General features: G+C 52.8%; 22 protein-coding genes. 12 read left to right on the top strand and 10 right to left on the bottom strand.

The window, feature by feature from the left end:
- Positions 1 to 69 precede the first annotated feature (69 nt).
- Positions 70 to 1005 (top strand): glycerophosphodiester phosphodiesterase, encoded by a 936-nt coding sequence (locus ACT3XD_RS13500; protein ID WP_192538419.1) that lies wholly within the window; start codon positions 70 to 72, stop codon positions 1003 to 1005.
- Between the two features lie 23 nt (positions 1006 to 1028).
- On the opposite strand, the gene ACT3XD_RS13505 is transcribed toward ACT3XD_RS13500, so the two are convergent.
- The 3 genes from ACT3XD_RS13505 to ACT3XD_RS13515 are packed head-to-tail and all read right to left on the bottom strand — an operon-like array spanning position 1029 to position 3701.
- Positions 1029 to 1922: a dihydrodipicolinate synthase family protein gene (locus tag ACT3XD_RS13505; protein WP_192538421.1), complete on the bottom strand. Its 894-nt coding sequence runs from the start codon at positions 1920 to 1922 to the stop codon at positions 1029 to 1031.
- A gap of 50 nt (positions 1923 to 1972) precedes the next feature.
- Positions 1973 to 2854 carry an SMP-30/gluconolactonase/LRE family protein gene (locus tag ACT3XD_RS13510; RefSeq protein ID WP_192538423.1) on the bottom strand — a complete coding sequence of 294 codons (882 nt, stop codon included), beginning with the start codon at positions 2852 to 2854 and terminating at the stop codon, positions 1973 to 1975.
- On the bottom strand, positions 2844 to 3701 hold the full coding sequence (locus ACT3XD_RS13515; RefSeq protein ID WP_192538425.1) for an SDR family NAD(P)-dependent oxidoreductase: 858 nt from the start codon (positions 3699 to 3701) through the stop codon (positions 2844 to 2846). Before ACT3XD_RS13515 ends, ACT3XD_RS13510 begins: the two co-directional genes overlap by 11 nt.
- 172 nt (positions 3702 to 3873) lie before the next feature.
- Here ACT3XD_RS13515 and ACT3XD_RS13520 point away from each other — a divergent pair, with 172 nt between their 5' ends.
- The gene (locus ACT3XD_RS13520) at positions 3874 to 4818 is read left to right on the top strand and encodes a LysR substrate-binding domain-containing protein (RefSeq protein ID WP_192538427.1); all 945 of its coding nucleotides are present in this window, start codon (positions 3874 to 3876) and stop codon (positions 4816 to 4818) included.
- Positions 4819 to 4824: 6 nt separating this feature from the next.
- Here the strand turns inward: ACT3XD_RS13520 and ACT3XD_RS13525 are convergent, their stop codons facing one another.
- Positions 4825 to 5871, bottom strand: coding sequence for an SDR family oxidoreductase (locus ACT3XD_RS13525; RefSeq protein ID WP_318782761.1), 1047 nt, complete (start codon positions 5869 to 5871; stop codon positions 4825 to 4827).
- Positions 5872 to 6098: 227 nt separating this feature from the next.
- Between ACT3XD_RS13525 and ACT3XD_RS13530 the strand changes: the two genes are divergently transcribed.
- The 5 genes from ACT3XD_RS13530 to ACT3XD_RS13550 all read left to right on the top strand — a co-directional run bounded on the left by ACT3XD_RS13530 (position 6099) and on the right by ACT3XD_RS13550 (position 8957).
- Positions 6099 to 6932, top strand: a complete 834-nt coding sequence (locus tag ACT3XD_RS13530) for an AraC family transcriptional regulator (RefSeq protein ID WP_192538428.1) — start codon at positions 6099 to 6101, stop codon at positions 6930 to 6932.
- A 14-nt stretch (positions 6933 to 6946) separates the two neighbouring features.
- The gene (locus ACT3XD_RS13535) at positions 6947 to 7555 is read left to right on the top strand and encodes a LysE family translocator (RefSeq protein ID WP_192538430.1); all 609 of its coding nucleotides are present in this window, start codon (positions 6947 to 6949) and stop codon (positions 7553 to 7555) included.
- A 211-nt stretch (positions 7556 to 7766) separates the two neighbouring features.
- The gene (locus tag ACT3XD_RS13540; RefSeq protein ID WP_192538432.1) at positions 7767 to 7949 is read left to right on the top strand and encodes a type II toxin-antitoxin system HicA family toxin; all 183 of its coding nucleotides are present in this window, start codon (positions 7767 to 7769) and stop codon (positions 7947 to 7949) included.
- 38 nt (positions 7950 to 7987) lie between these two features.
- Positions 7988 to 8407, top strand: a complete 420-nt coding sequence (locus tag ACT3XD_RS13545) for a type II toxin-antitoxin system HicB family antitoxin (protein ID WP_192538434.1) — start codon at positions 7988 to 7990, stop codon at positions 8405 to 8407.
- 238 nt (positions 8408 to 8645) lie between these two features.
- Positions 8646 to 8957, top strand: a complete 312-nt coding sequence (locus ACT3XD_RS13550) for a hypothetical protein (RefSeq protein WP_192538435.1) — start codon at positions 8646 to 8648, stop codon at positions 8955 to 8957.
- Between the two features lie 141 nt (positions 8958 to 9098).
- Here ACT3XD_RS13550 and ACT3XD_RS13555 read toward each other — a convergent pair whose 3' ends face one another.
- Positions 9099 to 9380, bottom strand: a complete 282-nt coding sequence (locus tag ACT3XD_RS13555; RefSeq protein ID WP_192538437.1) for an addiction module antidote protein — start codon at positions 9378 to 9380, stop codon at positions 9099 to 9101.
- A complete protein-coding gene (locus ACT3XD_RS13560) occupies positions 9377 to 9733 on the bottom strand; it encodes a type II toxin-antitoxin system RelE/ParE family toxin (RefSeq protein WP_444280597.1) in 357 nt (118 codons plus the stop codon). Before ACT3XD_RS13560 ends, ACT3XD_RS13555 begins: the two co-directional genes overlap by 4 nt.
- 123 nt (positions 9734 to 9856) lie before the next feature.
- Between ACT3XD_RS13560 and ACT3XD_RS13565 the strand changes: the two genes are divergently transcribed.
- Together ACT3XD_RS13565 and ACT3XD_RS13570 are read left to right on the top strand one after the other, a co-directional pair.
- Positions 9857 to 11047: an alpha/beta fold hydrolase gene (locus ACT3XD_RS13565; protein ID WP_225736191.1), complete on the top strand. Its 1191-nt coding sequence runs from the start codon at positions 9857 to 9859 to the stop codon at positions 11045 to 11047.
- Positions 11048 to 11077: 30 nt separating this feature from the next.
- Entirely contained in the window at positions 11078 to 11383 is a 306-nt protein-coding gene (locus ACT3XD_RS13570) for an alpha/beta hydrolase (protein WP_318782762.1), read from the top strand.
- A gap of 756 nt (positions 11384 to 12139) precedes the next feature.
- Here the strand turns inward: ACT3XD_RS13570 and ACT3XD_RS13575 are convergent.
- Complete coding sequence (locus ACT3XD_RS13575) at positions 12140 to 12439, bottom strand: hypothetical protein (protein ID WP_192538439.1); 300 nt, start codon at positions 12437 to 12439, stop codon at positions 12140 to 12142.
- Between the two features lie 101 nt (positions 12440 to 12540).
- Between ACT3XD_RS13575 and dusA the strand changes: the two genes are divergently transcribed.
- The gene (gene dusA, locus ACT3XD_RS13580) at positions 12541 to 13620 is read left to right on the top strand and encodes a tRNA dihydrouridine(20/20a) synthase DusA (RefSeq protein ID WP_192538441.1); all 1080 of its coding nucleotides are present in this window, start codon (positions 12541 to 12543) and stop codon (positions 13618 to 13620) included.
- A gap of 43 nt (positions 13621 to 13663) precedes the next feature.
- Here the strand turns inward: dusA and ACT3XD_RS13585 are convergent, their stop codons facing one another.
- Positions 13664 to 15118: a catalase gene (locus ACT3XD_RS13585; RefSeq protein WP_192538443.1), complete on the bottom strand. Its 1455-nt coding sequence runs from the start codon at positions 15116 to 15118 to the stop codon at positions 13664 to 13666.
- A 215-nt stretch (positions 15119 to 15333) separates the two neighbouring features.
- Positions 15334 to 16365 carry a succinylglutamate desuccinylase/aspartoacylase family protein gene (locus tag ACT3XD_RS13590; RefSeq protein WP_192538445.1) on the bottom strand — a complete coding sequence of 344 codons (1032 nt, stop codon included), beginning with the start codon at positions 16363 to 16365 and terminating at the stop codon, positions 15334 to 15336.
- Between the two features lie 235 nt (positions 16366 to 16600).
- On the opposite strand from ACT3XD_RS13590, the gene ACT3XD_RS13595 reads away from it, so the two are divergent.
- Together ACT3XD_RS13595 and ACT3XD_RS13600 are read left to right on the top strand one after the other, a co-directional pair.
- Positions 16601 to 17212, top strand: a complete 612-nt coding sequence (locus ACT3XD_RS13595; protein ID WP_192538447.1) for a TetR family transcriptional regulator — start codon at positions 16601 to 16603, stop codon at positions 17210 to 17212.
- A gap of 67 nt (positions 17213 to 17279) precedes the next feature.
- Positions 17280 to 18218 carry an alpha/beta fold hydrolase gene (locus ACT3XD_RS13600; protein WP_192538449.1) on the top strand — a complete coding sequence of 313 codons (939 nt, stop codon included), beginning with the start codon at positions 17280 to 17282 and terminating at the stop codon, positions 18216 to 18218.
- Positions 18219 to 18227: 9 nt separating this feature from the next.
- Here ACT3XD_RS13600 and ACT3XD_RS13605 read toward each other — a convergent pair whose 3' ends face one another.
- Positions 18228 to 18902 (bottom strand): hypothetical protein, encoded by a 675-nt coding sequence (locus tag ACT3XD_RS13605; RefSeq protein ID WP_192538451.1) that lies wholly within the window; start codon positions 18900 to 18902, stop codon positions 18228 to 18230.
- Positions 18903 to 19076 lie beyond the last annotated feature (174 nt).

A 19076-nucleotide genomic window follows, 5' to 3' on the forward strand; every position in this document is an offset into this window, starting at 1 on the left:
AGCGTCATTTGGAATGAGGTAATAAACGAAGTAGGGTAATTGGCTGAGCATTCACTAAAAGGAACGTTTATGAGCCATTCTTCGTTATTTACTGCCGTGTCATTAGGTCTTTTCGCTGGTGTTACCGCCTCTGCTGCATTAGCAGAAACGTCTCCGCTGGAGCAACAGCTAAAGGATCTAGATTCGTTTCAGGTGATTGCTCATCGCGGCGCCAGCGGCCACGCTCCCGAAAGCAGCATGGCCGCACTCGAGCTGGCCCATGAATGGGGAGCAGACTATCTGGAACTGGATATCCAGATGACCTCTGACGGTGAGTTGGTCGCCTTTCATGACGACACTCTTGAGCGCACCAGCAATGGCGAAGGCCATATCAACGACTATACGCTTGCCGAACTTAAAGACCTGGATACGGGGTCATGGTTTAACGACGCCTATCCTGATCAGGTGGATGACGCTTTCGTCGGCGCCGAGATATTAACGCTTGAAGAGATCTTTAACCGCTTTGGTCAGGATGCCCGCTACTACCTGGAAACCAAGTCACCCCAGTTGAACCCGGGCGTTGAAGCGGCGCTTGTTAAGCGCTTGGAAGCGTTTGATATGATCGACACTGGGCGCGTGCTGATTCAGTCGTTTGCGCAGGAGAGCCTGCTGACAATTCATGAGCTCAACGACAAGATTCCGCTGATTCAGCTGGTGTGGTATTACCCAAGCGAAGAAGACGACGAACGCCTGGTTGAGTGGACAGGCGTGACACCGGGGCCGCAGGAAATCACCGATGAGGATTTTCAGGCAGTCGCTGAATATGCGGTAGGCATGGGCACCAACTTTATCTATGAAGGTGAAGAAGTCATCGATGCTGCGTTTATTCAAAAGGCTCAGGAAAACGGCCTGCCGGTACATATCTACACTATTAACGAAACCGATGAGATGCAGCGTTTATTGGATTGGGGCGTGAGCGGTTTGTTTACCGACTATCCGGATCGGCTGATCAAGCTAACCGAATAACGCCACTTCACGCTCACTTCCGCCTACCGTAGATCAAGCTGCTCAATGACCTGTTCTACCCTGTTTCGCTGGTTGCCCTGCAAAGTGTTGAGCGGCAGCGGCAAACAGGGTGTGCTGACCTTGCCCAGTATTTCCGCTACGGTGGCGATAACCCGCAAGCTTCCCCCGAATTCACGGTAAAGCACCCAGAACGGCTCAAGCCGGTCAGAAAGACGCTGAACCGTTTGGGCGTCGCCCGCTTGGGCTGCCCGCGTTATCGCCAGCGCCGTTTCAGGAAATAACCCGCCCACCACGGAATACCAGCTGTCGCACCCCGCGATTAGACCGGTGGATGCGACGGCGTCACCGCTTATCCCCATGGTGACATCCTCTGGAATCAAGGCACGTAAACGTGCAATCCGCTCGCGGGCAGCATTGATATCCGTACTGACCGGCGGAACCTTGATTGAGCGCACTTGAGGCAAATGGGCAATACGGCCATGCAGCTCGTCGCTGAACGTAAAGTGGGTCGTGCCCGGATTATCGTACACACACAGCGGTACGCTTAATGAACGGCAGACCGTTTCATAGTGGCTAAACACTTCGTCATCGGTCAGCTTTTGATAAGAAACCGGCGCTAGCAATACACCACTGGCACCTGCTTTCTGGGCGTCTTCGGCCAGCGCCAGTACGTCCCGCGTGCGCAATGCGCCAATGCCAATAATCACCGGCACGTTACCTGCGCTGCTTACCGCCAACTGGGTAACGCGAGTCCGCGCCTCTCGGGAGAGATAAGCATAGCTACCGGTTGAGCCCAGCACGCCGATAGAGTCCACCTGCGCCTTGGCCAAGCGTTCCACTAAATTGGAAAACTCGTCCTCACGAACCCCCTGCTCGTTCATGGGCGTTAATGGAAATGCGCTTAGGCCGGTAAACATGGATAGCTATCCTTTGTATTAAAAGAGAAGGGCCGGGTAGGCAGGCTCCGCTACCCTGGTTTGAAACGATGGCGCGGGCTGCCCGCCACCGACAGGCGTACCGCAAATAGGCCGCCAGCGTCAGGGTAGCGCTCAAGCTCATCCGCGCGCATGCCAAATCGCGCAGAGGTAATGAAAAGCGTCTTCATATCGACACCACCAAAGCAACAGCTGGTGGGCCTAGGCACGGGAACCGAGAGCTGCTCGATTAGTTCACCATAAGCGTTATAGCGCAGCAAGCAAGCGCCATTGAATTGGCACACCCAGATACCGCCTTCCACATCCATGGCTAGCCCATCAGGCCTTCCCAAGTGGGCAGGGGTCTCTGTGAACATAGTTATATTGCTTAGGGTACCGGCGGCCAGCGAATAGTCCGCTTTTAAGATCTGTCGTGCTACCGAGTCTACAAAGTAGAGGCAATTACCCTCATGATTCCACACCAAGCCGTTAGGTAATCCCATGCGGCCATATAACAGCGTAGGTGCTAGCTGGGTGTCAAAGCTGAAAAGTTGCCCACTCTCAGGGCGATGGCTTTCATCCATCAAACCCGTAACGAAACGACCTCTGGGGTCGCAGGCGCCGTCGTTGAAGCGGTAATGCGGCTCTGCGCTGATCGCAGCAGACATTTGTACGATCTGCCGCGTTTTCAGATCAAACACCGTTACCCGCGCACCTTCGGCGAATATTAAATTGCCCGCCTGGGTGAGCGCCAGCGCGCCGATGGTGTGGTTCGATTCATACAGCGTATAAGACACTGCGTTACCCTGGAGTGCGTGTATCTTGCCATCGGTGATATCGACAAAGTAGAGCGTGCCGGTGCGCTCATCCCAAACGGGGCTTTCACCAAGCTCGATCTTGACGCTTGCCCACTTGTCTATCGCATTAGCGCACATGGCCGTGTTCCTTGATGACTTCCCACTGAGCGGCCATCTCGTCAACGCTTGCCGCATAAATACGATTTAAATCGCGCGGGTAGTCGATGCCAGGATTCTCCTCGAAACGAGTGGCGCTAAACTGGCCGTTGCTGGCACGCAAGATATAGCCGCTCTCATTGCATAAGTAGCTTGCCAAGTACATCGTCCCCGGCGTCACCCACTCCGGTTTGAGATCCGAGGGCGTGCCGGTTTCGCCCCACATGCGCGTTCTGGCCACAGGCGATACCGCGTTTACCCGAATGCCGTGTTCATACCCTTCCAGCGCCAAGGCATTCATAAGGCCAATCTGAGCCATCTTGCCGGCCGCATAAGCCGCAAGCCCCTTCTGACCGTAGCAGGCATACATGGCACGGTCAGAGGTAGTCAACACGATGCGCGGTGCTGTCGAGGACTTAAGGTGCGGCCAGGCATACTTGGCAAGCCACATCGGCGCCCAGACGTTCACTGCCAATGAGCGCTCAAGGAAATCCGCCTGGGCATTATCGATGGCCTGGTAGCCGACCCAGCCCGCGTTATGGATGATGATATCCAGCCCTTGAAACTCAGAGATGGCGCGTACGATCAGCGCGTGGCACTCGGACTCATCTTCCAGATCTCCGCTGTGCGCGATAGCCCGATGTCCCCGCTCTCTCAGCGCTGCCGCCGCTTTATCGCTAATGCTGCTTTCCATGCCTACCCCATCCCGGTCGGCACCGCTGTCGCTGATCACGATATTCGCGCCTGCTTCGGCAAGCGCAACGGCGTAGGTCCAGCCAAGCCCTCTGGCGCCGCCAGTAATTAGGGCTGTTCGATTCTTGAATAACATTCGCTGTTTCCTTTCTGTCTGGATAAACAAGTGTTATTCAAGGTACGCGTTTAATTCTTTTTATCTAATATTAATGAGCAACAAGTTTGATATGCACAGCGTATTACTGAAATACTTTTTAATGGTTTAAAGTATTTAAAGCGCCCTATCGATTCATACACCGAGGCCACCTATGGTCGAAACCCGCTTGCTCAAGCAGTTCATTGCCGTAGCGGAAGAGCTGCACTTTCACCGCGCCGCTGCTCGGCTCAACATGGCTCAGCCTCCCTTAAGCCAAGCCATCGCCCGGCTTGAAGACCGCCTCGGCTTTCAACTCTTTATCCGTAGCAAGCGCGAAGTAGCATTAACCCTCGCCGGTAGCGCTTTTTTAGAAACGGCCTACACCACGCTTCACCATTTGGAAACAGGTATTCAGCGGGCACGTGATGTGGCTGGTGGCGTCGCAGGGCGGCTGACGGTGACTACCGTATCTTTGGCGTATTACGAACCGGTATTGGATGCGCTGCGCCAGTTCCGAAAAAGTTTGCCGAACGTTGAGCTAGTGATCCAGGAGATGCCTTCTTCGCACCAGGTTAAAGCGCTGATGACTGGCAATTCGGACGTAGCGTTTATGCGCCACATGCCCATTCCAAACTCCATGCGCTCAAGAAAGGTGCTTGAAGAGAGTATCTTGTTGGCACTCCCCATTGATCACCCAAGCGTTAACAAGGGGTCGTTGGATTTAAGCGATTTTGCTCAGGAGGATTTCGTCTTTACACCCCAGGCACTGGGGCCCGGGTATTATCATCAGCTTATGTCGCTATGCGAAACGGCAGGCTTTTACCCGAGGATCAAGCAGGAGGCCGCTCAGTTGCATACCCTAGTCGGCCTTGTAGCTAGCGGATTCGGCATTGCGCTATTACCGGAGTGCATGGCAAATGCCGTATTAAATCATAAAGTCGCTTTTTGTCCGCTGCGCCCGATTGGCGATGATTCAGACGCGGTGCTTGGCTTATATATGAACTGGCACCATGACAACGCATCGCCCTTGCTTACCAAGTTTATTGGCATGATAGAAACCCATTGTGAACGGCATTCGGCCCAAGCCTGCCAATTGGATTGGACCGATAGCACTTAATCAAGCTTATGGATGACCATTACCACCGCCAGCGCCATAAATGTTACCCGTGGTAAAGCTGGATTCTTGCGAGGCCAAGAGCACGTAGGCACCGGCGAGCTCTGCCGGCTGGCCTGGGCGCCCCAGAGGACCGTCTTCACCGAAGCTTTGTACGGCTTCTTGCGGCTGGCCACCGCTGGGCTGAAGCGGGGTCCAGAACGGGCCGGGGGCCACGCCATTAACGCGAATGCCCTGCTCGGCAAGCTGCTTGGCCAGCGCCTTGGTAAACGCGATGATCGCTGCTTTGGTCATTGAGTAATCCAGCAGGATTTTAGGCGGATCGTAGGCCACCACCGAGGTAGTGTTGATAATCGCAGCACCTGCTTCCAGATGAGGCATCGCCGCCTGGGTTATCCAGTACATGGCGTAAAGATTGGTTTTCATTGTGGCATCGAAGCCATCATGGCTAAGCTCTGTAATCGATGGCTTCCACTGCTGGCGGGCGGCGTTATTGACCAGAATATCCAACCCACCCAGTTGCTGTACTGCCGTCTCGACCAGTTCACTGCAAAATGCTTCATCACGGATATCACCGGGGATGGCAACCGCAGTGCGCCCTTCGGCCTCAATTAACTCAATCACTTCCCGGGCATCAGATTCCTCTTCAGGCAGGTAGTTGATTGCTACATCAGCACCCTCGCGCGCATAAGCAATGGCGGCTGCCCGGCCGATACCGGAATCCCCACCCGTGATTAGGGCCTTGCGGCCTTCCAGACGCCCGCTGCCACGGTAGCTCTCTTCACCGTGGTCAGGCCGTGGGTCCATTTCACTGGCAAGCCCCGGCCACTCCTGCGGCTGTTCAGAAAACGGCGGTGCGGGATATTGACTGGTCGGGTCCTGCTTTTGTGGCATAAAGCCTCCTGTAGAGCTTGCGCCAGCCGCGCCAGTGCTGGCAGTGGGCTGTGAAGTGGATGATTGAGCGAAAGCGGGTGCGGCAATAGCGGCGGCCATACCGGTCGCTAAACCACCGACTACCTGGCGGCGTGAAGGATCGAACGAGTTGATCGGTTTCACCGTAACCTCCTTGTCATTAGCCGTACTGGGATTCAACGTTTACCGATCTAGCGTAGCAGCCAGTACCCAGAACTAAATCAAAGCTCGCCTGACTTTATGATTCATTAAGAAGATTACCGGCCGTTCAAAATGGGCAGTCAACGCCCATAAAGCGCAATTTTGTACAAGCTGAGGCAAGTCGCAAGCGTTAAACTAGCGCCATATCATTTTGATAAGGGGGCTTAGCAATGGGGCAATCGTCAAGCCGCTTTCAGTTCACTAAAAGTCAGCACATACCCACACTGAAAGTGCTACAGGCAGCGATGTTCGATTTTCGCTATGACCCTCACGCGCATGAAGAGTACGCCTTTGGGGTGACGCTTTCTGGGCGTCAGGACTTTTTCAGCGGTGGGCAATATCACCGCAGCCCGCCAGGCAACGTGATCATCTTTAACCCGGACGACGTTCATGACGGCCAACCAGGCGGCGACCGTACGCTTGATTACGTCATGCTGTATGTTCACCCAGATCAGGTGAAAGCCCTATTTGAAGGCGCCTTGGGTCAGGAAACGGCGTCCCACTTTCGATTCGACAGCACATTAGTGCAGGACACCACGCTACGCGAGCGGATAACAAGCGCGGCTCAGCTTATTACCACGACAACCGGCAGTCAGATTGATCAGGAAAATTCCCTCTACCAAGTCGTTGAGCGGATCACCCAACTAGGCGGCGCCTACCAGCCAGGGCATACCTCTACCCGGCCTGATGCGCTACTCGGCTTGGCCAAGGAGTATATTCACGCGCACTTGGATACCGACCTATCGCTTGAAGCGATTAGCCAGGCCGCGCATCTTTCCAAGTTTCATTTCCTGCGGCTTTTCCGTCAGCAGTTAGGCATCACGCCCTACCAGTACGTAATCAACTGCCGGGTTAATGCGGCGTGTAGTGCACTTGAGCAAGGCGCTTCGCTTAGCGAGGTAACGTTTCGCTACGGCTTTACCGATCTTAGCCATTTCAACCGACGCTTTAAGCGCATATACGGCGTAACGCCCTACCAATATCAGCGCCATCTTATCTGCTGAATAGAGAGATCTTTATGTTAGCCATTATTGCTTACGCCTTAGGCGTAATGTATTCGCCTGGGCCGGTGAATTTTCTAGGGCTGAATGCCGGTATGAACGGGCAGACAAAAACCTCGCTAGGCTACTGTATGGGCGTAGGCACGGCGATGCTGCTACTGTTTTTACTCTTTGGCTGGGCCGGTGCCGCCTGGATCAACGGCCAGCTACTGATAGCGGTGAGCGTTATCGGCTGTGCCTATATTATTTACTTGGCGATACACATCGCTAAAGCGCGCGTGGATCTCGATTCAATCACTCAGCCACCGCTGACGTTACGCTATCGCGATGGGCTGGTTCTTCAGCTGCTAAACCCTAAAGGCATTGTGGCAACTTTACCCATCGCCACCCTGCAGTTTCCGGCTGCCGGTATTCAAGGGATCAGTTTAGTGGCTTGGTCGCTGGGATTAGCATTACTTGCCGCAGGCGCCCCCGGAAGCTACATCTGGGTTGGCAGCTTAGTGGGTGGCCGGATAAAAAACCCTGCCTTTTTCAGACGCTTTAATCAGCTGATGGCGTTGCTGCTGGCGGGCGTTGCATTATCTATTGGTTATGAGCATGTTTGGGTGCCTTTAGTAAGCACGTAGCGTGATCGTTATACTTACTTTTTCTGACCATGGGGCGAGTAAATAGGCTGCTAGAGCCACCACTAATGGCAAGAATTACAGGTCGTAGGCTGTTAATACGAACGCAGGCCCGAATAGCCTCAACGACCAAAGGGGTTATCAGAGTTATAAAATTGACCAACCCTTTTTTTGGGGTTACAGTAACTCCAGGATTAAAATAAAGGGGCAGGAGGTGAATAGCAGAGAGCTGATTAAAGAACTGGAAACGGGTGGCTGGGAACTTGTCAGAGTAAAAGGCAGCCATCACCATTTCAGGCACCCAACCAAGCCCGGCACAGTGACCGTGCCACACCCCAAAAAGGATTTAAAAATCGGGCTGGTTAAAGGAATCAGAAAAAGCGCTGGCCTTGAATAAGGTTGGCCACTGCTGCCCCTACTAACGGAGGTCAACGCATGTTGTTTCCCATTGCCATTGAACGTGGCGACAATGATCACGCCTATGGCGTGACAGTACCCGATTTGCTCGGCTGCCACTCAGCAGGCGACAGCTTTGAAGAGGCGATGATTAACGCTAAGGAAGCTATCGAAGGCTGGTTGGAAGTGGCCGTGGAATACGGCGACCCCATTCCCGAAGCCACATCCATCGAACACCATATGGATAACCCTGATTTTGAGGGCTGGGTTTGGGCTGTGGTGGATATTGATCTAACCCCTTACCTCGGTAAAAGTCACAAAATAAACGTCACTCTTCCCGACCTACTGCTCAAGCAGATTGATGACTTTGTGGCCGGCCACCCTGGGGATAAAACGCGAAGTGGCTTTCTCGCACGCGTCGCTATGGCGGAACTAACCAGAGCACGTAAGGGCGCATAATCCCTATTGCACACACTCGGCCATCCGATGTGCCGAGTGTTTATGGTGCCCATCTCCTGCGTAAGGATACTGACGCGACGGTAAAACAAACATTGGCGTGGGTTGGATACATAGCACGAAAGTATCTGACGCTGCTTTTTTGCGCCTGCAGTTTTCAAAGAGCTGTTCTAGTCTATAAATAGAAAGAGCCAATTTGGCTTTTTCAAAGCGAATACCAGGCAAGCATAGGAGTAAAGCGATGAACCATGGACCGGATGAACAGCGTAACAAGGGCGAAGAAGCTCAAAAAGCTAAACAGACGATTGATAAAGACACGCCTCATGGTGCCAATGCCACGCAAAAAGCATCACAACATGAAGAGCCACGCCCTTATCGACCAGACGCCAACGTTGATAACCAGAAAAACGAAGAATCCCGTTCAGAGCCAGGCCACAATACGTCTGGCAAAGCAGCGCCCATTCCAGGCGCTCAGGTAGTCAAGGAAAAGCGCGCTCATAAAGACAATATTGATCAGAAGTCTGATGAAGCCGACCCTAAAGGGAGCGAGTAGTTTAGGCCTGCAACCTTAACGGCTCCAACATTATGCAAAGAACCCCGTAAATTGCACTGCACCCAAAAGTTAGATACTCATCCAGCGATCAGGGTGCAGTTCATTAAAAGGCGGGGCATATCATGATGCAGGTTGCCTGCTTTACGACGCTTTAGCATGCAACGAAATACCGAGGGCTTTCGTCACCGTCATGATCGTTGCAAAGCTCGGGTTCCCATCAGCGGAAAGCGCCTTGTACAACCCCTCACGGGTCAACCCAGTATCACGTGCTAGTTGTGACATACCACGGGCGCGCGCGATATCCCCAAGCGCGGCAGCTACCAGCGCGGGGTCGTCTTCCTCAAAGCAAGCCTCCAAGTATAGCGCCATATCCTCTTCAGTTTTTAGATGGTCAACGACATCCCATTTACGCAGTGTGCTCATGGCGCCTCCTTCAAATCGCGTGCTAATTGCTTCGCGATATCAATATCTTTTGCCTGAGTGGATTTATCACCACCTGCCAGCAAGATCACCAGCTCATACCCCTGCTGAACAAAATACACTCGGTAGCCAGGCCCGTAGTGAATCCTGAGTTCTGATACCCCTTCACCAACAGGTTCACAATCCCCGAAGTTCCCCAACTCAACGCGGCGCACTCTGGCCAAAATCTTTGCCTTGGCTCTGCTATCTCGCAACTTCACGAACCAAGTCGAGTAGGTCTCGGTGACGGTAATCATTTTCATAATCAAAATGTAAGCCACAGTTAACACTAAAGCAAGTAGTCTCTTCGGTGCCACCGGGCTCGTTATTCAGCAATATGGCGTTGATACTCTTACTTAGCGTTTACTCAACTATAGTGGGGCTACGGCACAGTATTTGCCGTCCTTCTCGCCAACACACAAAAGCAATGGAGAGATGTTATGCCCTCCACTAAGCATCAGGCCGTCGCTAGCCTATGCCTAATGGCTGCATTAGGTGCTGGAATAGCTCACGCACAAGACCAAGATGAAAACACCATCCCTCGGCTAGAAAGCACAACCTGTGCAACCCAAGCGCTAAAAGACCTCAATGCCAGTTGCTACACCTTCTACGGTCAGGAAAACTGGAACAATCCAAACGGGAGAACAATTGAGCTTCCTATAGGCGTTATCGATCCGGAAACTGAAAATGATGCCGATGCGGAAAGCGACCCCGTGGTCTTTTTTCCAGGCGGCCCAGGATACTCCATCCTCGGCAATGCTGATTACATTGAGCAACTGCGTAAGGATATTGGCAACCGCTCGCTAGTGGTGTTTGATCCTCGAGGCTTTAAACATGCCACCCCATCATTGGAGTGTCCTGGCTACGCGGGCGTGTCCCCCTACCACAACATTATCCACACCCCCGCTTTAACGGCTTCACTCGACCCTATGGAGCGGATGCAACACATCACTGACGAAGTCGCTGCTTGCTATCAAAAGCTTGAAGATGAAGCCGTTGAAATTGCCCAATATACGGAAAGCTCAACCTCACGCGATCTTGATGAGATTCGTAACCTGCTTGATTACGATAACGTGAATATTTTCGGCTCCTCTACAGGGAGTGGCACTGCGCTTTCTTATGTTCGTTATTATCCCGACAGTGTGAGAGCCGCCATTCTTGGTTGGCCCTGGTACACCAGCCTTCGCAATAGAGCGCCCTTGGATGAGTTTTACACCTTAAAACGTCGATTTACAGACGTTCTAGCCATGTGCGTTGAAGACAGCGAAGCTTGCCGAGAACAAGTCCCTGCATGGTTTTTAGCCATTGATAGAACGCGCCGCGCGCTGGACGACAAGCCCTATATTGCCCAAGTAGGATCAGAGGATGAACAGAAAACACTATACTTTGATGGTGCCGCCTTCCTCGACACGCTCTACCTGATGCTACCGCAATATTATGCTGAACTGCCTCGCATTGTTTCCCAGGTAACGGAGGGTGATTACTCGTCGCTGCATGACTTCTTCATGATTGACGATTACACCCCAGTGACTGAAGCACCTAACTATGCCATGGGCGCGTTCCTGGCTCAGGCCTGTAACGACATGGGAACCAATCGGCCCACGCCACAAGACTCATTAGCTGCGGTATAGCGCGAACCCGCCATTATTGGCTTTGAACCTATCTGGCTCTGTGCTTGGTGGGGCGGAGATGGTGACGTGCCACCCGAGCATAACGACATCGTAACGACAGAGACACCAGCCCTGGCGATCCATGGCCAGATGGACCCTTGTTGCGGTACTCGCTGGAGCGATGAGCTTACCGGCACCATGCCCAATCTCAAGGCTATCGAGATGCAGGCGCTGGGGCATAGCCCGGTCAATGAGTGTCGCTCCGCCGTAATTAAAGAATTTCTGGATGACCCACTGGCGCAGGTAGATACCAGCTGCCAAAACGAAGTGCCGCTTGCTGAATGGCAATTGGAGTAGTAAGCACGCTTTACCTTAAGTTGGAAAAATTCAGACCTGTGCTAACTCATAGTTACGCCAAAAGCCCGCAACCAGGCGGGCTTTTGCTTATGGATTCAAGAACAAGCGCCCTGACTAGAGGTAGAGGCAGTGACTTGGTACCTCAGCATAAAAGCCATTTTCAAATTTAAGTAGTGGTTTAGAAAGGTGAAGGGAGACCATACGGCTTTTTTCAATAAAACATAAAGATAACAAATATTTAAAACCCACTAACAGCTAAAAAAGTAAAGATACAATCCTAGCGGATTTTTTGTTAATAGGCATGGTGCTGGGCTTAGCCTGTCAATAACCTGTGGATGAAAAAATACCATATATGCTTGAATTGATTTTCCCATAGCCTATATATAGTATGCGTCGCGTCAGGCTAAGTTGATTAAGTTTAGGCTGACAAACGAAAAAAGCCCCAGTCGTGGGGACTAGGGCCTTTCGTAAGTATCAGGCGTTAGCGCGCCTTCAACATTTGGTAAAGGAGATTATCTGATGGAGAAAATTAACACATCTCGTGTAATTTTCAACATTAAGTTGAATAAATGGTTGACGATTAAGCCGGTCTACAATCCGTATATCGGGAGGTTAACACGATGAAAAGTATTGAAATCGTGTTGTATTTCTTTGACCTTACAATGAAGTTAACAGAGCTGACGTTAACGTTGTGGCCAAACTGGCCTACGTTGCTCTGATCAAATCAAGCCCGCTTCGGCGGGCTTTTGTGTCTGCTCACCGAAAACGCTGCACCTGCTCAATAGTGGCCCGCTTGCTACGGCCTGCTCCATCGGTAAATTCATGTAGGTAACGTTCGATGACATCATGTAAAGTAACGCCCTTCCATTTTGCAGTCAGCACGCCACTAGGCGCGGCCAATTCCAGCTCCCGACGCTTCGCCCACTCTTTAGCCATTGCCTTTCTAGGGAATGTTTTCGTTTCTGAGTGGTCAGGTTGACCATTACGGGCAATGCGGATCTGCACCATATATGAGAAACTGCCGTCCTTTTTCCGGCGCTTCCGAATCGTTGCCATTATTGCCTCTCAGATGTACCAAATCAAAAGCGGCTCAAGTACCAAATATGTACCAACGAACCATGTAAAACGTCGCACAACCACTGTAAATACGAACAGTTATGAATGATAACACAACCCAGCAAACCCGCATGAAGTCTGGCACCGCCCTCCCAGTACTGGATAGAACTTTCTCCGTCGCCCCCATGATGGACTGGACCACCCGGGACTACCGGGCGTTTGCGCGTACGTTAACCAAGCGGGCGCTGCTGTATACCGAGATGGTGACTACCGGGGCCGTTCTGCACGGCTCGCCGCGTGAGCGTTTTTTGGGTTACAGCGACGTGGAGCATCCGATCGCCCTGCAGCTGGGTGGTAGTGATTCAGGGGAGCTTGCCGAGTGCGCGGCGATTGCCGAGGCATGGGGCTATGACGAGGTCAATCTGAACGTGGGCTGCCCAAGTGATCGGGTACAGAACAACATGATTGGCGCCTGCCTGATGGGCTATCCAGAAAAAGTCGCCGATGCTGTGCGCGCTATGCAGGCCGCGGTGTCAATTCCGGTCACGGTGAAGTGTCGTATCGGGATTGATGACCAGGATGAAGATGCCGACCTGGCGCGCTTTATCGATATAGTCGCGGACGCCGGTTGTGAGACATTTACCGTGCATGCGCGCAAAGCGTGGCTTAAAGGTTTATCACCTAAAGAGAACCGCGATGTGCCGCCGCTTAACTACCCGCGCGTGCATCGTTTAAAGCAGGACCGCCCTGAGCTGCATATTGGCATCAACGGTGGGATTAAAACGCTTGAAGAGTGTCAGGCGCAGCTTGAACACGTAGATAGTGTGATGATTGGTCGTGAAGCCTACCAAAATCCCTGGTTACTCGCTGAGGTCGATGCGCTGCTTTACGGTGAGCCGGGGCCTGTCGCTAGCCGTGTAGAGGCGGCCCAGGCGTTTCGCCCGTATATTCAGCAGCGGTTGGATGAAGGCGCAAAGCTTAACCATATTACCCGTCATCTGTTGGGGCTTTTTCAGGGCTGCCCCGGCGGCCGGCGTTTTCGGCGTCTGCTATCGGAACACGCGCATAAAGAAGGCGCCGGGTTACGTTTGTTTGATGATGCTGTTGGGCTGGTTAGCGAGCTTTCTCAAGAACAGTCTCAAGAGCAGGCACAAAAACGCGAACAGCCCGCTACGACTTAACGTAGCGGGCTGTGGTGGGCGGTAATTAATCTACGTTTGCTGATTAGTTGCCGCGCACGCCTTTCTCGATACGCTCACCGACTTCCTGATCGATATTGCGCCAATATTCAAAGGCGCGCTCTAGAACCGGCTCAGTAACGCCATCCGAAAGGTGGCCAACTACGTTGGATACCAAGCGATCACGCGCAGCGTCGTCCATTACTTCACGCACCAACGTATGCGGCTGGCTCCAGTCATCATCGTCTTTACGCAAGGTATAGGCGGTACGCACAAACTCACCGCTTGTCGCCCATACGGCATCTTCCGGGAAGCGCTCGCCATCGGCTTTGGGGCCACCTTTGCTGTTCGGCGCATACACAGGGTCCGTTGCGTTATGCATTCGCATCGCCCCGCCCTGGGTATAGCTATTGACCGGACACTTGGGCGTATTGACCGGAATATGCTTGTAGTTCACTCCCAGGCGAGCCCGATGGGCATCGGCATAGGAGATTGAACGCGCCAGCAGCATCTTGTCGGGTGAAAGCCCGGTGCCAGGCACCATATTGTTAGGCTCGAAGGCAGCCTGATTGATTTGGCTATGGAAGTCGGTGGGATTTTCATTAAGGGTCAGCTTGCCCACTTCCATCAACGGATAGTCATCGTGGGGCCACACTTTGGTCAGGTCAAAGGGATTATAGCGATACGTTTTAGCATCCTCGAAGGGCATGATCTGCATCTGCAGTGTCCAGGTGGGATACTCGCCGCGCTTGATGGCTTCAAACAGGTCACGACGGTGATAATCCGCATCGTTACCGGCCATCTGGTCGGCCTGTTCCTGGGTCATGCACTTGATGCCCTGGTCGGTTTTGAAGTGGTACTTCACCCAGAACCGCTCACCCTCATCATTCACCCACATATAGGTATGGCTGGAGTAACCGTTCATGTGCCGCCACGTAGCGGGCACGCCACGATCGCCCATTAGCCACGCCACCTGGTGGGCAGACTCAGGCACCAGCGTCCAGAAATCCCACTGCATATCGTGATCACGCAGGCCATTATCCGCCCGGCGCTTTTGTGAATGGATAAAGTGCTGGAACTTCATCGGGTCACGGACAAAGAACACGGGGGTGTTGTTACCCACCAGGTCGAAGTTGCCTTCTTCGGTATAGAACTTTATCGCAAAGCCGCGCGGATCGCGCCAGGTATCCGGGCTACCGCTTTCCCCGGCAACGGTTGAGAAGCGAATCAGTAAATCGGTTTTAGTGCCTTTTTTCAGAAATTTGGCTTTGGTGTACTTACTGACATCATGAGTGACTTCAAAATGGCCGAAGGCGCCGCTACCCTTGGCGTGAGGCTGACGATCAGGAATCATCTCCCGGTTGAACGCCGCCATTTGCTCCATCAGAAAATGATCGTGTAGAACGATGGGTCCATCGGGTCCTACTGAAAGCGAATGCTCATCGCTTGAAACCGGAATACCGGCACCTGTCGTCGTATGTTTAGGATTACCGCTCGTCATTACCTTTCCTCCATGTCACGGCTGGCACGGCGCCTGGGCGCCGTTTTTTTTATAAAATCTATGTTTTTAATAAATTTTATGTACTGAGCAGTCGTTGTTATTTTTAATTTAAGCTAATAAGACTCACCAAAGGTATAGTCAAGCACGGAGGATTACGCCATTTATCTGACTGAATTGCTTATTTATTGAGCCGATAGGCTTTTTATATGACGCGATTAATAAAGCGCGTCAGGTAAAGGCGTAAGACTTGAGTGAAAGCTTTCAATCGCGGTTTCCGCCTCTTCAATCTCATCAAACCGGGCAATGTGATAAAGCGCTTCGCCTTCATTGGCAAGCGGCAAACGACTCATGCCGATCACAATGCCATCAGCCATCGATTTAACTTCATCTTCCTGATTGCCAAACGGATCGGCGACTTTTCCCAGCACCTCGCCTTTAGCCACCCGGGCGCCCAAACGCACCTGAGGTCTCAAGATACCGTCGATAGGCGCGCGCGCCCAGCTAGATCCATTGGCAAGCTCTGCTGGCGCCGTCGAGCGCCGACGCTGTTCGCCGGTTAGCATATCTAAGCGGCGCATCACACGTAGTACGCCCCGCACGCCCGGGGCGATGGCCCACTCGTCAAACCGTAGCGCTTCGCCCGCTTCATAGGTAAGCACAGGAATACCGCGTCCTTGCGCATAGTGGCGCAGGCTGCCCTCACGCAGCTCGGCATTGAGTATCACCGGTGCGCCAAAGGCATCCGCCATGCGCTCGGTTTCACTACCTGGGCTTAGCTGCGCGCGAATTTGCGGCAAGTTGGTCCGGTGGATGGCGCCTGTGTGCAGGTCGATAATATGCGTGGCCTTATCCACGATCTGCTCGCGAAACAGCGCGGCAATTCGCCCACCCAGGGAGCCTGTCTCACTCCCAGGAAAACAGCGGTTAAGGTCACGCCGGTCTGGCAAATAGCGGGTCTGCTGCAAAAAACCAAACACGTTGACTACAGGCACGGCTATTAACGTGCCGCGTAGGCTTTTGATAGCTTTTGAGCGCAGCAGGCGGCGGACGATTTCCACGCCATTGATTTCATCACCATGAATCCCGCCGCACACCAGCATAACGGGCCCCTCTTTGCGCCCGTGTACGACTTCAACCGTAATATGCAGGGGTGTATGGGTGTAAAGACGCGCAACCGGCACGTCGATTTGTGAACGTTGGCCGGGCTCTACGGTATGCCCAGCGAGCTGAAAAGCTGCTCGCGCCATCTTGAAATTCCTATTACCAGCGGTATTCCCACGCATGCACGATGGCATTCACCAAGTGATGCTATAAGCCTAAACGCCCATTCGCAGGGTTAGCGCCTGTGCGTTATGGAAGGCATACAAAGTTGATAACACATGTAATGCGTTTAATCATCTATCCATACAGTTTTGAATGTAAAAATCGTGGCGTATCAGATAAAATAAGACCATCTTGTGTCATTACTGAGGTTGCGTTTCCATGGCAAGAAAGACCAAAGCGGAAGCGGCTGCTACTCGTGAAGCGCTGCTGGATGCTGCCGAGGAGGTATTTTTTGCAAAGGGTGTCGCACGCACGTCTCTTGAGCAGATTGCTCGGCATGCAGGGTTAACCCGTGGCGCGGTCTACTGGCATTTTAAAAACAAGGGTGACCTGTTCATGGCGTTGGTGGAACGCGTACGCATGCCGTTCCAGTCGCTGATGGAAGCCGTCAGTAAAGCCGATGAAAAGCTTTCCCCGATGGAAGCCATTCGCCTTGCCTGCCATGCGGGCCTAGCACGTCTTGAGCAACCTTCTCATCAGCGTATCCTGTCGATTTTACTGCATCGCTGCGAATTTTTTAGCGATATCAATCCACTCGCCATGCAGGATGAGATCGGTGAAGAGTGTTTTTCCGAAATGCTGATCGTATTCAAGGAAGCCGAACACCAGCAGCTGCTGCGTGAAGATCTAACCCCTGAAGTCGCGACCCGCATGATGCAGTCGGTACTTGGTGGCCTTTTCCACGACTGGCTGCGCACTCCGCATGCGTTTTCCATACGCCAACGTGGCGGCGAACTGATTGACACCTTGATACGCATCATGCACCGCTAGCCCATGACATTCGCTGCAATGCAGCAATCTACCTATACTGGGATGACTGCAGGCTTTGGAGCATCCCATGGACGCCCTGGAATTTATCCGCGTACGCGAACTAGAAGTTGCCATACGTATTTGGAACCCTAACGCACCGCGCACGTTGGTAGCTTGGCACGGTTTAGCCCGCCACGGTGGCGACTTTAACGCCTTCGCCCGCGCACTGGGTGATGAATGGCGGGTTATTGCTCCCGATACGCCGGGCAGAGGGCTTTCCAGCTGGTCACTTTTTCCCTCCCACGATTATCTTTATAGCCACTACGTTAATGTTGCCATTGCGGTATTGGATCACTTCAAGCTTGAGCAAACCGACTGGCTGGGCACCTCCATGGGCGGCTTGCTAGGCATACAGTTGGCCGCCCACGCTGAGCACAGCAAGCGCATCTCGCGCCTCATACTTAACGATGTTGGGCCTGAGTTAAATAATAATGGGCTGATTGAGCTGGCAAGCTACTTCAGTACTCATCACCGCTTCACTACCTTGAGCGAATTGTATGCTGAGCTAAGAGAGCATTACGCAAGCTTTGGCATTCAGGAAGAAGCGACCTGGCGTGAGCTATTGCTAAGCAGTGCTCGCCGCCTGCCTGATGGCAGTTGGACCCACCATTTCGATCCGCGCATCAACAAGCAGTTTATTCACGATACTCCACGGGATATGTGGAAGGATTGGGCAGCTATTCGCTGCCCGGTCATGGTCATTCGTGGCGAGCACTCGACACTGCTGGATGCAGCCACTTTGCCACGTATGTCAAAAGATCAGCCTGAGCTGGTAACGCTGACCGCGCCCGGCTGCGGGCATGCGCCAATGTTAGATCGCTTAGAACAAGTGGCCCCCATTCGTCAGTTCCTTCAGCAGCCGCTACCCGCTCACTCAATATCTTCTCGACCATCCAGCACTACCGCCAATGACGCGTTACCCATAGGACGATGGCTAACAAGGCAGTGGCGGCGCTGGTTCAAGTAATGTGTAGCGTTAGGTCGAATATCCTGCGTCATGACCTTTATGGTTAAGGCGCAGTTTATTCAACCGTACCCGGGTATCCAGATATGTTTGCTCGGTGACACTGCGATAAGCGCTTTCATCGGCCAGGTATTTCACCAGTACACGGCGCTCGCCCTCTTGAGGGCAGTCGCCCTGCTTACAGTGTAGCCTTACGCGGCTATTCGGTTCATTTTCAATAACCGCGGTAGCAAATTCATTGCCTTCACGTTCAGATACCACCACCGTGGCACCTAACAGGCAGCGCCGTGTGAACGGCTTATAGCGATGCAAATTACGCTGCAGCATATGACACATCATGGCGGCAATGGGTGAGGCAATCGCAAACACTATCCATAAGACAAGTACACCCACCGGCACTCGCAGCATACCCAACGACAGCCAGCGTAATGCTAAAAGCTCAATGACTAATGAAAGCGCTCCCGCCACGACGATTAGAAACGTTAGGGCCAGCGTGGCTGGCACACCCGCAAACCCTAACGATACCAATGTGCTGGCCATATGGTCGTCGCGCAGGCTGTCACGCTCAAACAGCTCAAGCGGGGCGATTCGCACCAGCACTAATAACCAATAAAGCCCGACTAGAGCAAGCAGGAAAGTAAACACTATAGTGGGAAACTGCAGGGCAGCAGAAACAAACGGTTGCATGGCGTGTCCTCCTCCAGGCATATCGCCCGGTGTTGTTTTCGCTTGCGATGATTTTATTAGTTCAAGCTGAAAACGATTTACCTCTTTTAGGGTAGTCTAAACTATCCTTTTCTGCCGCTGAGTGTCTTGACGCGGGTCACCCCAACCTAAAAAAACGGGTGCTGCCCGAAGGCA

This window comes from Halomonas sp. AOP7-B1-5, from assembly GCF_052353045.1.
GTDB classification, from domain to species: domain Bacteria; phylum Pseudomonadota; class Gammaproteobacteria; order Pseudomonadales; family Halomonadaceae; genus Vreelandella; species Vreelandella colorata.